The organism is Serratia grimesii (assembly GCF_900186025.1).
Taxonomy (GTDB): Bacteria; Pseudomonadota; Gammaproteobacteria; order Enterobacterales; family Enterobacteriaceae; genus Serratia; species Serratia grimesii.
The window spans coordinates 3844701-3858024 of record NZ_LT883155.1 but is presented as its reverse complement, the minus strand read 5'-3'; the positions used below and the strand labels follow the sequence as shown (position 1 = coordinate 3858024).

The 13324-nt window shown below is 50.0% G+C and carries 12 protein-coding genes and 1 riboswitch; of the genes, 7 read left to right on the top strand and 5 right to left on the bottom strand.

Translation table 11 applies throughout. The annotated features are described in order from the left end of the window. Positions 1-67 precede the first annotated feature (67 nt). On the bottom strand, positions 68-1849 hold the full coding sequence (locus tag SGBXF1_RS18145; RefSeq protein WP_186427300.1) for a hybrid sensor histidine kinase/response regulator: 1782 nt from the start codon (positions 1847-1849) through the stop codon (positions 68-70). 1 nt (position 1850) lies between these two features. Further along, entirely contained in the window at positions 1851-2477 is a 627-nt protein-coding gene (locus tag SGBXF1_RS18140) for a LuxR C-terminal-related transcriptional regulator (RefSeq protein WP_186428535.1), read from the bottom strand. Between the two features lie 179 nt (positions 2478-2656). On the opposite strand from SGBXF1_RS18140, the gene SGBXF1_RS18135 reads away from it, so the two are divergent. Together SGBXF1_RS18135 and SGBXF1_RS18130 are read left to right on the top strand one after the other, a co-directional pair. Beyond that, a complete protein-coding gene (locus tag SGBXF1_RS18135) occupies positions 2657-2971 on the top strand; it encodes a putative periplasmic lipoprotein (RefSeq protein ID WP_037417704.1) in 315 nt (104 codons plus the stop codon). 216 nt (positions 2972-3187) lie between these two features. Continuing rightward, the gene (locus tag SGBXF1_RS18130) at positions 3188-6226 is read left to right on the top strand and encodes an autotransporter outer membrane beta-barrel domain-containing protein (protein ID WP_186427299.1); all 3039 of its coding nucleotides are present in this window, start codon (positions 3188-3190) and stop codon (positions 6224-6226) included. A gap of 23 nt (positions 6227-6249) precedes the next feature. Here the strand turns inward: SGBXF1_RS18130 and rluF are convergent, their stop codons facing one another. Then, entirely contained in the window at positions 6250-7050 is an 801-nt protein-coding gene (gene rluF, locus SGBXF1_RS18125) for a 23S rRNA pseudouridine(2604) synthase RluF (protein ID WP_186427298.1), read from the bottom strand. Between the two features lie 163 nt (positions 7051-7213). On the opposite strand from rluF, the gene SGBXF1_RS18120 reads away from it, so the two are divergent. Next, entirely contained in the window at positions 7214-7576 is a 363-nt protein-coding gene (locus SGBXF1_RS18120; protein ID WP_186427297.1) for a YcgJ family protein, read from the top strand. 42 nt (positions 7577-7618) lie between these two features. On the opposite strand, the gene SGBXF1_RS18115 is transcribed toward SGBXF1_RS18120, so the two are convergent. After that, complete coding sequence (locus tag SGBXF1_RS18115) at positions 7619-8068, bottom strand: winged helix-turn-helix transcriptional regulator (protein WP_186427296.1); 450 nt, start codon at positions 8066-8068, stop codon at positions 7619-7621. Between the two features lie 95 nt (positions 8069-8163). Here SGBXF1_RS18115 and SGBXF1_RS18110 point away from each other — a divergent pair, with 95 nt between their 5' ends. The 4 genes from SGBXF1_RS18110 (at position 8164) to SGBXF1_RS18095 (ending at position 12670) form a co-directional block, all read left to right on the top strand. Next, positions 8164-9399 (top strand): MFS transporter, encoded by a 1236-nt coding sequence (locus tag SGBXF1_RS18110; RefSeq protein ID WP_186427295.1) that lies wholly within the window; start codon positions 8164-8166, stop codon positions 9397-9399. Between the two features lie 203 nt (positions 9400-9602). Next, positions 9603-10310 carry a GntR family transcriptional regulator gene (locus tag SGBXF1_RS18105; protein ID WP_061808298.1) on the top strand — a complete coding sequence of 236 codons (708 nt, stop codon included), beginning with the start codon at positions 9603-9605 and terminating at the stop codon, positions 10308-10310. A 9-nt stretch (positions 10311-10319) separates the two neighbouring features. Further along, complete coding sequence (locus SGBXF1_RS18100; RefSeq protein ID WP_130381699.1) at positions 10320-11297, top strand: sugar phosphate isomerase/epimerase family protein; 978 nt, start codon at positions 10320-10322, stop codon at positions 11295-11297. 107 nt (positions 11298-11404) lie between these two features. Beyond that, a complete protein-coding gene (locus tag SGBXF1_RS18095; protein ID WP_037417722.1) occupies positions 11405-12670 on the top strand; it encodes an MFS transporter in 1266 nt (421 codons plus the stop codon). 38 nt (positions 12671-12708) lie between these two features. Here the strand turns inward: SGBXF1_RS18095 and SGBXF1_RS18090 are convergent, their stop codons facing one another. Continuing rightward, a complete protein-coding gene (locus SGBXF1_RS18090) occupies positions 12709-13134 on the bottom strand; it encodes a GNAT family N-acetyltransferase (protein WP_037417725.1) in 426 nt (141 codons plus the stop codon). Positions 13135-13202: 68 nt separating this feature from the next. Continuing rightward, positions 13203-13294, top strand: a riboswitch (TPP riboswitch). Positions 13295-13324 lie beyond the last annotated feature (30 nt).

The following is a 13324-nucleotide window of genomic DNA, read 5'->3' as shown; positions in this document are numbered from 1 at the left end:
GCAGACATGGCATTCCGATTTGGGGGCAATTGTGTCAAGCGTTGTCACCGTCAGGTTATGGTTTGCGCTAACAAGCTGCCCATTGCGTTAATAGGGCGTACAGTTTGGCGGGCTCCAGCGGCTTTCTTAATACCAGATAACCCTCTTGCTCGGCCTCTTGCAGAATGGGGGAATTGAACTCCCCGCTGACCATCGCACCGCTGATATCCGGTAAGCGCTCAAACAGCGCTTTCAATATGTCGAAGCCGCTTTCGCCAGAGCGGAGCCGTTGGTCACACAGTACGGCGAAGGGCCTGAAGCCTTCATCAACGATAGCGAAAGCCTCTTCGGCCGAAGCTGCACAGCGCACGGTTATACCCCATGTGCTCATCAAACTCGTCCAGGCGGAGGTGACCAGCGGATCATCGTCCACGACCAGACAGGCGCCGGACAGTGGGGCATAGCGGGTTGGTGTGATGGTGTTTGAGTATGTATTAGCGCTTTCTTGTATTTTGTATTCGCCGGTGTAGAGGGCAAAGCGCATCCAGAAACGGGAGCCTTTACCTTCAACGGAGTGCATACCGTACTTCACCTTCATCAATTTTGCGCAACGCGCCACTACCGCCAGTCCCAATCCATGGCCGGCACTGTCGATTTTCCACGCCAGTTCAGGGCGATAATAGGGAGAAAATATTTTGCCTTTTTCTTCGTCGGCAATGCCTACGCCGGTATCCCAAACTTCGATCAAACATTCCCCGCGATGAGGGCGAATTGCTATCAGAACCCCCCCTTTTTGCGTGTAACGCAGCGCATTTTGTATCAGGTTTATCAGTGATTGTCGGATGAGTAATTGATCACCCATCACGAGAATTCGTCGCTTTGGCCTCCATGTCCGCAATGATAACGTCCGGCTGTTCGCCTCTTCACGAAACAAGGTAATGACGGAATCAAGTAGCGCGCCAATGTCCACATGAGTGGTCGCTGTGCTGACGTTGCCAGATTCAATCTTGCTGAGGTCGAGTAAAGAATTAAACATGAGATGCACCGACCGCACGCTTTGTTGTAAATCCAATAGCTGAGGGACAAGTGTGGCATCGCGATTTTTATGAATAATGGCTTCGATCAGAAACCCCATGGCATGCACCGGTTGGCGTAAATCATGGCTGGCAGTAGTAAGGAATTGATTCTTATCCAGCAATGCTTGTTCCGCTTCTTCTTTGGCCTGTCTAAATTGTTCTGCAAGACGAGAGCTGCGCTCTTCGAGACGGGCCTGCTGGATAAAGAATTTATGAGAGCTCAGTGCATGACGGTAAATAGCAAATCCATAAAGCAAATTGAGCATCAACACTATGAGCATAACATCGTTTAAACGCCAGATAATACCGATATTAAGCATTCCCCAGCAGGAAAAGAAGAAAAGCGTAAAGGTACTAATTATTGGTGTCAGATGTGTTGCATTTGCTGCGACGATTGCCGCGATACTGATGTTTAATAATAAGAAAAAGTCAAAATTGTTTATCTGTGGGGTGATTAAGTATAAGGATGAAATACCTAGCCCATGAACAAAAGCTACTTTGTTAATATATGGTAGCCAGCGATTAAGAATAACCTCTGCGTCTTTTGTCTTTGCTTCATTTTGATAGCTGTGATGCCATAATCTAATTGCTAATGCGCAGAAAAGATACAATACGATCCAGATGATGATGGGCCACAGATTTTCCCCCAGTAAATAAATCCAAATAGCAAAAGGGATACCGACAAATGGCACTGCAGTAAAGCTAAAGACTAACCGTATAAACGTGTTGTCTAGCAAGCGGATTTGCGCACCTGGGGAGATTCCATCGTCTTGTAAAGATTGAAGTAGCTTCATGCTATTGACCCGGTCTGCCATGCAATAGGGTGATGGCTTCCACCCGACTATTAACGCCTATTTTTTTTAAAATATTACTGATGTGTTCTTTGACGGTGGGCTCTGAAATAGAAAGCTCTGAGGCTATTCTTTTATTGGGGAAACCACGCATCATCATGGTTAATACATCAACTTGCCTTGGGGTTAAGTTGAATTTCTGTAAGTGGTTTTGCGTGGCGGCTCCGCTAATTTCATTATCCAAAGGGAACCACTGTTGATTATCAATAAGTGCAGTGACAGCTCTCGCGAATAATTCCGGTGGTTCATTTTTAAGCACGAAACCGTGGCCACCGGCATCACGGACTTTTTGCCATATTTCATTGTTCTCATCGCCACTGACCACCAGTAAACGCACTCTAGGGTAGAGCTGTTTGATCTCTTTGAGTAATTTTAATGCCGTACCATCGGATAGCCAAAAATCGATAACGATTAAGCGTGGGGCGCCATGTTCAAGTATGTGGCGATAACAGTGACCTTCGTTGGTCGCCACATGTACATGTTTAAAACGACAATGGGTATTTAGGAAATTGGCGATACCACTAGCCACCAAAGGATGGTCATCAACGACCAGTGCATAATCCTGCCCCAAAGCAATCTCCTTTCGCATAAACCTATCAGATTGACACTGATAATTTTTTATTATTGACCCTCCCTACTTTAGGAGGGTTTTTTCGTTTAGGAAAGAGAAATATATTATTTGGGGACTTTGATAAGACAAAACATAGAGCCATTCAGCATTTGGATCTGTTTGGTTGAAAAGGATAATTTATGAGAAAACCACTTATTGCTTTAGCCGTTACTTTACTGGTAACCGGTTGTTCAACATTGAAAACCGATCAGGCAATACCGCTACTGCAAGCGGAAACGGCTAAAATGCTTGGCCTGGGGTCATCGGATGAAATTACCGTAACCAATGTTAATGGCGGGCAACCCGATGCGTTGGGCGGACAAAAACTCTCTTACCGTGCCACCACAGAAAAAGGGCGAATCTTTGACTGCTCATCGCTGATGATGCCGGGAATTTTGGGTTCCGCGCCTTCACTGAGCGCGCCGACCTGTACACCGGTGGTCACACATAAATAATCCATCTCATGGCGCGAATCGGGGCTGGTAATCAGGAATGTTCATCACCCCAATAAGTTTGGTATCGATGCGTTAGCGCTGGGGGGCAATAAGCTAACGTATCGATGCTAATCAGTCTGTGTTCACGTATAGCGCTTCTTATCTCCTCTAATACATTGAGTTTTTCATATAAATAATAACGTTGATGGCATCAAAGTAATTGAGCCGGAGAAAAACATGAAAGATAAAATATCGCATCATTTAGCGGTAAGAAAGCCGCTTTCCAAAGTTTACCTCGCACTCTTCTCTGCACCATTGATATTGATCGGGCCTGTTGATATTGCACGTGCCGACGATGCCATTTTTGATGGTGAATCCAAAGTTACAGAATCTTTAGCCTACACCGGAAATGTTTACGTCGGCCGCAATCAAAGTGGGAATCTGTTGATCGATAATGGCAAAATCAATGCCTATAACATCAATATTGGCACCCGTTCTGACGGAAAAATTTATGAGAGCGTGGTTACGGTCAGAGGGCCAGATGCGGTACTGAGCGCCATCAACGATCAATCCGTTCTGCGCGGCAGCCTGAATCTTGGCCTGGGGACATTACGGGTTGAGGATGGTGCGCTTGCCAGTGCGAAAGAAATTATTGTCGGCACCACGGGCGGTTACGACAGCCATTTGAATGTTAAGGGTGCCGGCTCCAGGGTCATCAGCGACAGGCTTGGTATTGGTTTTGGTCAGGGCGCACGCTCAACGCTATTGATTGAAGACGGCGGGGTGGTAACAACAACGGCCGCAGCCAGGATCGACAGCGGTTTCATACCCGATGAAGCTGACAAACTGAACCCTAAAGCCACGGTGACTGGCAATAACTCCCAGTGGAACATTGGCCAAACGCTCACGGCCAACGGTGATGTGGACGTACTGAACGGTGGGGTGGTCAACGTTGGCAGTGCAGAGATTGCCGGTGTTTCAGGTTCACGTAAAACTGCTGAGTTGTATATCGCTGGCGAGGGCTCGCGTTTTACCAGCGGCAGCAGCGTCAACGTGGGGGATTATGGTAACGGCGTGCTGTCGGTGGTAGACGGCGGCGTATTTTCCGCTGGTGCTAACGAATTGCGATTGGGTGATACCGGTTCTGGTTCGAACCGAGGTGCGTTAATCATCGGCAGCCGCGGCAATATGGATACCGGCACTGGATTGACCGATCCAACGATCGGCGCGGCGGGCGCCGCAGGTACTGTCGACACACAAACGACAATCAACCTGCAGGGCGGGTTATTTGGCAGTTATGTGTACTTTAACCACACTTCCGACAACTACGATTTCCGCAACAAGATGGTTGGCGAAGGGGAGGTTATTAATACTGCCGGGCATACGACGCTGAGTGGTGACCTGACCGGACTCAAGGCCAATGTGGGCGCCCGAGGCGGGAAAATCATCATAGCCAGCGATATCAATACGCTGAAAGAAGACAACATTTTTGATATTCAAACGCTGAGTGCCGAAAATGGCGGTACGCTGATCCTCAATGCGACGGCCGGCTCGGACGTTAACAATGGCCAGGGTTACAGCAGTGCAGCATCGATAAAAGCCGGTGGTACGCTAGGAGGCAACGGTACTCTGGGCCAAACAGAAATTCTGTCTGGCGGCCATATTTCTCCCGGTGACGGCAACATCGGTACTCTGACGCTGCAACGCTATCTGAATTTCATCGGCGAATCCTTCTACGACGTTGATATCGCTGGTGACGGCAGCAGCGACAAACTGGTGGTCGCCGGGAAGACCACGATCAGTGATCAAGCCAAAGTGCAGGTGACTGCGCTGGATCCACAGACCAGCTATCAGACTGGGCAAAGCTACCGCATTTTAACGTCGCAAGGTGGGATTGACGGTCAGTTTGCTGAAGCTATCTCAAAATCTGCGTTCCTGGACGTTGCACTCAACCACAGCGCCAATGCCGTGGATCTGACCATCGCGCAAAAAGGCGGCGGCGAGAACCCAGGCGGTGAGAATCCGGGTGGCGAGAACCCAGGCGGTGAGAATCCGGGTGGCGAAAATCCTGGTGGCGAGAACCCAGGCGGTGAGAATCCGGGTGGCGAAAACCCAGGCGGTGAGAACCCAGGTGGTGAAAATCCGGGTGAGCCAGGTATTTTCCAGACGGTTGCACAAACCAGCAATCAGTGGAACACCGCTGGGGCGCTTTCGACTTTGACGCAAAGCGGCCCTTCATTGGCTCTGTATAACGCCGTGTTGTTATTGAGTGCACCGGAAGCGCGCGAGGCGTTCAATCAGTTGTCTGGCGAAGTTTATCCGTCCATGCAATCGAATTTGATCGCAGGTAGCACCATGCTGTTCAATGTGCTGAACCAGCGTATGTTACGTGTGTTTGATAATGATCCGTTACCTGTGCCTTCGCTGGCGATGACGCTGGTTCGGCCGACTCAAGCTGAAAATAATGGTGTCTGGGGGCAGACATTTGGCTCATGGACAAGAAACAGTGGTAACGAGAATGTCGGAAAACTGGATGGCAACACCAGCGGTTTCCTGCTGGGAGCGGATCATAAATTAGCCGATCACAGTGTTCGCGTTGGGGGATATTTTGGTTATAGCCGCGGTGACTACAACATCGATAGCCGTCGCTCCAAGTCTGACAGCGATAATTACCACCTTGGTCTATATGCCGCAGGACAGCAGGATGCCTTCTCGCTACGCGGTGCACTGGGCTACACCTGGCACCGGTTGGAAAATGAACGCAATGTTAACTTTGGCAATTACTCGGATCGGCTTAAGGCTGACTATGATGCAGATTCATTGCTGGCGTTTACCGAAGCGGGTTACCGTTTTGGGCAGTCGGACGCGAACCTTGAGCCCTTCGTTAATCTGAGCTATATCCGCCTGCATACCGATAATTTCCAGGAAAAGGGCGGTGCTGCAGCACTTAGCGTACGTAATGAAACGATGAATACCTTCTATTCAACGTTGGGGGTGCGAGGTTTCACTGAGCTGCCTAACAACGTCAGCTTGTACGGTTCATTGGGCTGGCAGCATGCCTACGGTGATAAATCTACGTCTTCACGTATGGCCTTTGCCGGCAGTGACGCATTTATCACGCAAGGCACTGCGGTTGATGACAACCTGATGGTGGCGGACGTCGGTGTGAGTGTGAAACTGACGCGTTCCACCACGTTGGATCTCGGTTATCAAGGGCAATACGGCGCTGATACTCAGGTGAATGCAGTCAATGCCAATATCAGATGGTCATTCTGATTTTCTGAAAAGTTAGATGTTGGTTATAACGGGATACCGTTGGGCAACAGACCCTTGTTGCCTGACGATATCTCGGTTTTCTGGGGCAAGTCGTCGTCTTCGGACGTGGAATGCTCCAGCAATTTGAATAGGGTGCTTCGCTCATCACGGGTTAAATCCCGCCATTCGCCCAGTGGCAGTCCTGTCAGATCAATATTCATGATGCGCACGCGCTCAAGCTTGGTGACTTCATAACCAAAATATTTGCACATGCGGCGTATTTGTCGGTTAAGCCCTTGCACTAGCGTGATGCGAAATACCTGTTCGGTCTCTTTCTCCACCCGACATTCTTTTGTCACTTTGCCCAGGATTGGCACACCTGCGCGCATACCTTGAATAAATTCGTCGGTCAGTGGTTTGTTGACGGTAACCAGATACTCTTTTTCGTGATTGTTGCCAGCACGGAGGATTTTATTGACCAACTCACCATTATTGGTCAGGAAAATTAACCCCTGAGAAGCCTTATCCAGGCGGCCGATAGGAAAGGTGCGTTGACTGTGGTTAACAAAATCGCCGATGTTATCCCGCTCATGCTTTCCCATGCTGGTGAGGATGCCAACAGGTTTATTCAGTGCAATCAGCACCAAATCCTCAGCACCCCGAGGTTCTATCTGTTGCCCGTTCACCTTTACACTATCTCCGAAAAATACCTGCGCACCTACATCAGCCAGTTTGTCGTTGATAAAGACATTGCCCTGTTTGATATGGCGATCGGCATGGCGACGGGAACAGATGCCGCTGTCGCTAATGTATTTGTTAAGGCGAATGGATGAGTGAGTCAGCATAGTTACCCCGTAAAACGCGGACTATACATTACCCGGGGTATATTGCGAAGGCTGTGCCCGTTGGTTGGGCAGGGCGATAATGTTTCATATCGCCAGTGATCCCTTTTCTATGGCAGGATAGCGTGACAAAACGGATACCCACTGATTAAACGAGGTTGTTTCATTGAATAAGACATCTCTTTCTTTCGCTCTGGTTTTACTACTCGCTGCGTCTGCGACGCCTGCACAGGCGAAACAAAGCACGACTCTGCAGTCTCCTGCGCCTGGCGTGCTGTGCGATCGCTACTTATGTGTAAATAGCACCGACGGCGTTTCCCGAGAATTGACTGAAAAACACCTTGGCAAGAAAGCGGCGAACAAGCTGTATTCACAGGGTAAGTTCGACCCGACCGAATTCACTTTTGCCAATGGTGTTTTCTGTGACGTGAAAGAGCGACTGTGTCGCGAAGATCGCTATTACGGCGCAGACGGCAAACGCAGTGGTGCTGTGTCTAAGAAATACACGAAGCTGCTTTTTGGCCACTAAACGACTACCGTCTGGCATGGCCAAGTGCCAACACGTTACTCTTCACGCCTCATCTACCTTCACAACCCGGGTATTAAGAGGCGTGAGTGTTTGCCCGTCGCTGCCGGTCGGTGTCATGCGCGGTATCGCTAACCCATTGTCGCTTTCTACCAGCGTTGATCTGGCTTCTCCTTCTTTAAACAGATAATCCTCACCCCATTGGCGTAATCCGACAATCACCGGAAACAGGGCTTGGCCCTTATCCGTGAGAATATATTCCTGATAGGCACTGCCGTCCGAAGCAGGCGCAATTTCCAGAATGCCGTGCGCCACCAGAGTGCGTAGTCGGGTCGAGAGAATATTCTTCGCCATCCCCAATCCCTTCTGAAACTCACTGAAGCGACGCACACCGTCGAAGGCGTCACGCACGATCAGCAGCGACCACCAGTCACCAATCACATCCAACGTGCGCGCTACCGGGCACTGCGCATCTTCCATACTTTTACGTTTCACCACTTTCACTCCTGGCTGCAAGATCTGGTTGCATTATAAAACCTCCGTGCGTAAAGTTCATTGGGTTTAATAATGAAACCACTTTGGAGTGAATGATGAGTGATAAAGCACTGGATCCGAACTGTACGTCACAGGGAGAGGTGCTGGGCCGGCTTCCCGCTTCGTTGGTGTTGTTGTTGGCGGGAGCCAGTGCCTTTAGCGTGGCAAACGTGTATTACGCGCAGCCCTTGCTGGACGCTATTGCCCAGGATTTTCATATCAGCCTGGCCTCGGTAGGCATGGTAATCACCGCAACCCAGTTGGGTTGTGCGCTGGCATTAGTGCTGGTGGTACCTCTGGGGGATCGGATTAATCGTCACCGATTGTTGGCGGTTCAACAGCTGTTGTTGATTGCTGCATTGTGTGCGGTCGGCTGGGCGGATAACAGTCTGTTATTACTGAGTGGCATGCTGCTGGTGGGGTTGCTTGGTACCGCGATGACGCAGGGGTTGATCGCTTTTGCCGCGACATTGGCAGCTCCTCATGAGCGTGGGCGAGTGGTGGGTGCTGCACAAGGAGGGGTGGTATTGGGATTGCTGCTGGCGCGAACGCTTTCTGGCGCACTGGCGGATATAGGGGGTTGGCGAGCCGTCTATTTTTTCTCTGCTGCGGTAACGTTGATTCTGCTGCCGGTACTGGCGCGTTTGTTACCTGCATCATACGCGCCGCCGTCGACGCTCAGTTATCCAGCGTTGTTGCGATCAATGCTGACGTTGTTATGGCGTGATCGCACGTTGCAGATCCGCGGAATGCTGGCGCTGTTGATGTTTGCGGCATTCAGCATTTTCTGGAGTGCGCTGGTGCTGCCACTCAGCCAGGCCCCGTTTAGTTTTTCGCATTCGGTGATCGGTGCGTTTGGTCTGGTGGGCGCGGTGGGCGCGCTGGCAGCGGTGCGTGCCGGGCATCTGGCCGATCGCGGTTTAGGGCAGGTGGCGAGCGGTATTTGCCTATTGCTATTGGTGGTGGCTTGGGTACCACTCAGCATGTTGGGGTACGGTGTAGGCTGGCTGATTATTGGCATTGTGTTGCTCGATCTGGCTGGTCAGGCCATTCACGTATTGAATCAGAGCATGATTTTCAGTGCCCATCCGCAGGCTCACAGCCGATTGGTCGGTTGCTACATGTTGTTCTACGCCATTGGTAGTGGACTGGGTGCCTTTGCCAGCACACATGCTTACGCCTGGGCTGGATGGAGTGGTGTGTGTTGGCTCGGTGCGAGCGTTAGCCTAAGTGCCTTGTTGTTCTGGCGACTGACATTGCGTGGTATGCCTGCCTCTGGTTCGGCGGGATAGCACTAACAGCCTGAATGCCACACACCAGTGAACTGAGTAATAAACCGGCATCACGGAATGATGCCGGTCGGATTGTGTCTGGAATCTCCGGGATCCCTTCGGTTATGGGACAGGAGTCACATATAAAATTCAATGCCCCCATTGTTTGTAATAATTCACCGCGATAATGTTATGACATCTGGTTTAAACCAATTGAGTGAGACATGGAAAACAACTCTACCGTTGAATTGGCCAAGCAAAGGCTTAATGACTGGCTGAGTCAAGGTGCGATAGCGCCTGGCGACAAACTACCTTCAGAACGAGAGCTGGGGGAGTTGTTGAATATAAAGCGTATGACGTTGCGTCAGGCGCTGCTATTCCTGGAAAGTGAGTCCCGGATTTTCCGTAAGGATCGTCGGGGTTGGTTTGCAGCATTACCGCGGTTTAATTACAACCCGAACTCGTCCACCAGCTTCAAACAGGCCGCGATTGAGCAGGGCCGTTGTCCGTCCTGGGGTTACATGACCAAGGAACGGGTATTGTCGGCACCGGCACCTATTGCGGAATTACTGCACGTTGATGAGGGAACGGAGATATATAAGATTTGTGGTTGGGGAGCTTTGGACAATCACATCGTGTTTTACCACGAGACCTTTATCAGCCCGCTTGCGGCACCTGAATTTATCGAACGTCTGGGTGAGCGCTCTTTCGCTGAAGTGTGGGAAAGCGCCTACGGGATTGCCACTCATACCCGCCATCTGGCTTTTAAACCTACGCGATTATCCGGTGATGCGTGCAAGGTCATGGGCGGCAATGCCAGCACACCGTCAATTTTGGTCGAAAAGCATCGTGCCGATGCCCAACGTAGGATTGTACAGGTGGATATCGAATACTGGCGTTTCGAGTCGGTGGATTTTTTCATTAACTTATAGGTGAACACCATGGATCGCTTAACGGCGGAGAAAGTCCTTCAGCGGGCGCAGAACTTGCCTCTTTATCTGCATGCCTATGCCTATCATCTCAATATGCGTATGGAAAGGATCCTGCCTGAGGATCTTCTGATGATTGCCCATCAGCAACGGTTGCGTGGCGTTAAGGTGCACGTGCTGGATGGGGAAAGTCAGGCACTTTGCCATGCCGATGACGACAGGCTGCGCAGGTTTGGTGAACAGGCGCAGCATTACGGTTTGGATGTTCATATCGAAACCAGCGCGTCCGATGCGCAAACAATCGATCAGGCGGTCACTATCGCCCTTAAATGCGGCGCAAGTTCGGTTCGTTTTTATCCGCGTTATCAGGGGGCATTACAAGAGGTCTTGGCGCGAATCAGCGCAGATATTCAGTATATAAAGCAGCGTTACCAGCACACAGGTCTGAGTTTTACCCTCGAACAACATGAAGATCTCAAGAGCCATGAACTGGTGAGTTTGATCCAGGCAGCAGATTTCCCTCAACTTTCCCTGTTGTTTGATTTCGCCAACATGATTAATGCCAATGAAGAACCCTTGCCGGCACTGGCAGCAATGGCAGGAGAAATCACACAGGTGCATATCAAGGATGCGCTTATTGTCCGTGAAAATAATGGCCTGGGGCACCGCGCCTGCATTTCTGGACAGGGCGATTTACCATTCAGGGAGCTGTTGTTGGGGCTCATTTGTTTGGGAGAGGATCAACCACAGGTCACCGCCTATGGTCTGGAAGAAGAAGTGGATTATTATGCTCCGCCGTTTCGTTTCAGCGGTGAGGGCGATAACCCTTATATCCCATGGCGTGAAATGAGTGAAACACCATTACCAGAGCAGGGGCTGGAGGAAAGGTTAAAAAAAGAATCTCAAGATGCATTAAATCAAATTCACTACGTTCGTACTATTATCGACAGTCTGATGCAGCAAGCCAAGGGGCTATTAACCCCGACGTAATATAATAAATAAATTTATAAATGACACATTCTCACTGATGTGAAGATTCGTTCGTCTCATCATTGGGGTAACAACACCGCTTATTATTTAATGGCTGTGAGGGGATTATGCTGACTAAAAAAAGATGGGCGCTATTTAGCTTGTTGGTTCTATGCGGGGGAACAATATATAAATTGCCCTCCCTTAAAGATGCGTTTTATGTGCCCATGCAAGAATATTTTCATCTGAGCAACGGTGAAATAGGTAATGCCATGTCGGTCAACTCTATTGTGACGACCATTGGTTTCTTCTTATCAATTTATTTCTCCGATCGCCTGCCACGGCGATTCACCATGTCTTTTTCATTGATAGCTACAGGTTTGCTCGGCATCTACCTGTCAAGTATGCCTGGCTACTGGGGGATTTTGTTTGTCTGGGCGCTATTTGGGGTGACCTGCGACATGCTGAACTGGCCGGTGTTACTGAAATCGGTAAGTATGTTGGGGGATAATACTCAGCAAGGGCGTTTGTTTGGTTTTTTCGAGACGGGCCGCGGTGTGGTCGATACCGTGGTGGCATTTTCCGCACTGGCGTTGTTTACCGCTTTTGGCAGCGGCTATCTTGGCTTTAAGGTCGGGATACTGTTCTATTCAGCGATCGCTATTGCCGTAGGGGTTATTATTCTTTTTGTGATGAAAGAACACCCGCAGGAAAGTAAGTTGCCGAAGAATGAAATGCCTGCAAGTAACAAGCCAGGCATGAGTAGCGTATTAAAAAACAAAACGGTATGGCTGATTGCTTTTAGCGTTTTCTGCGTCTACGCCGTGTATTGTGGATTGACGTTCTTTATTCCTTTCCTAAGTAATGTCTATGCATTACCGATTGCATTGGTAGGTGCATACGGAATTATTAATCAGTACTGCCTTAAAATGGTGGGTGGGCCTATTGGCGGTTTAATTGCCGATAAAGTATTAAAGTCTCCCAGCAAGTACTTATTCTATACCTTTATTATTAGCGCAGTGGCGCTGGCACTTTTGATTCTGTTGCCGCACGAACAAATGCCGGTCTATCTGGGTATGGCTTGTACGCTAGGATTTGGTGCCGTGGTCTTTACCCAGCGTGCGGTGTTCTTTGCACCTATCGGTGAGGCTGAAATTGACGAAGAACACACCGGTGCGGCCATGGCGTTAGGCAGCTTTATCGGTTATGCCCCGGCGATGTTTTGTTTCAGCCTGTACGGCCACATTCTCGATGCCTTCCCAGGGCTAACCGGCTACAAGATCGTCTTTGGTCTGATGGGCATGTTTGCCTGCGCAGGGATTATCGTGTCGGGACTGTTGGTGAGAAATATCCGTGCGCGTGCAAAATTGACCCAGGAAGTATCTGCTGCCTGATCAGGTTTGCTTTGATGGGCACGGTATATGCCGTGCCCTTATTTTGCAGGGGAATGCATCAGGTAGTAGTCTTCCGTGCCGTCATTGCCCGTGGTGATCGTTCTCCAGCCATGCTTATGGTAAAACGCCAACGCCTTTTCATTTTTCACCAGACATTTCAATGACCCGGTGGCAGTAAACGTCTGTTCAGCCGCCTGCAGTAAGGCGCTGCCGACACCCAAGGGCGGCAGGTGAGGATCGACATACAGGTTGTGAATAAAGTTATCTTGGCGATAAATCGATACAAACCCCAGTAGCCTCCCTTGGTCTTCCGCAACCCAGATATCCTCACCCAGCGTTGAACGATCGAAGTCTTCCAGCCGATAACCGGCAGTATCGCGCCACGTAAACGCCGCTTTGCGTGACGCCAAATATAGCGTGCGCAGGAAAGGGCGGTCGGCCTCTTGGTATGTTCTTATCTGCATGGCATCTCCTTTTTATTTTTTGACACTATAGCGCGATTGACCTCACCGGCGGCAACCTCAATAATGGTCGTCTTGACTCGGGGTGCCTCTAGGGGCTGAGATTTTACCCGTATTACCTGATCTGGATTATGCCAGCGTAGGGAAGTCTCGGTGCCTCAACCGGTACCCGCCTTCTTGAACGCCGGTTGGG

Bases quoted from the DNA above. Each gene is read 5' to 3' on its own strand.
- SGBXF1_RS18145 (WP_186427300.1), bottom strand. From the start codon at position 1,849: ATGAAGCTACTTCAATCTTTACAAGACGATGGAATCTCCCCAGGTGCG.
- SGBXF1_RS18135 (WP_037417704.1), top strand. From the start codon at position 2,657: ATGAGAAAACCACTTATTGCTTTAGCCGTTACTTTACTGGTAACCGGT.
- SGBXF1_RS18130 (WP_186427299.1), top strand. From the start codon at position 3,188: ATGAAAGATAAAATATCGCATCATTTAGCGGTAAGAAAGCCGCTTTCC.
- rluF (WP_186427298.1), bottom strand. From the start codon at position 7,050: ATGCTGACTCACTCATCCATTCGCCTTAACAAATACATTAGCGACAGC.
- SGBXF1_RS18110 (WP_186427295.1), top strand. From the start codon at position 8,164: ATGAGTGATAAAGCACTGGATCCGAACTGTACGTCACAGGGAGAGGTG.
- SGBXF1_RS18105 (WP_061808298.1), top strand. From the start codon at position 9,603: ATGGAAAACAACTCTACCGTTGAATTGGCCAAGCAAAGGCTTAATGAC.
- SGBXF1_RS18100 (WP_130381699.1), top strand. From the start codon at position 10,320: ATGGATCGCTTAACGGCGGAGAAAGTCCTTCAGCGGGCGCAGAACTTG.
- SGBXF1_RS18095 (WP_037417722.1), top strand. From the start codon at position 11,405: ATGCTGACTAAAAAAAGATGGGCGCTATTTAGCTTGTTGGTTCTATGC.
- SGBXF1_RS18090 (WP_037417725.1), bottom strand. From the start codon at position 13,134: ATGCAGATAAGAACATACCAAGAGGCCGACCGCCCTTTCCTGCGCACG.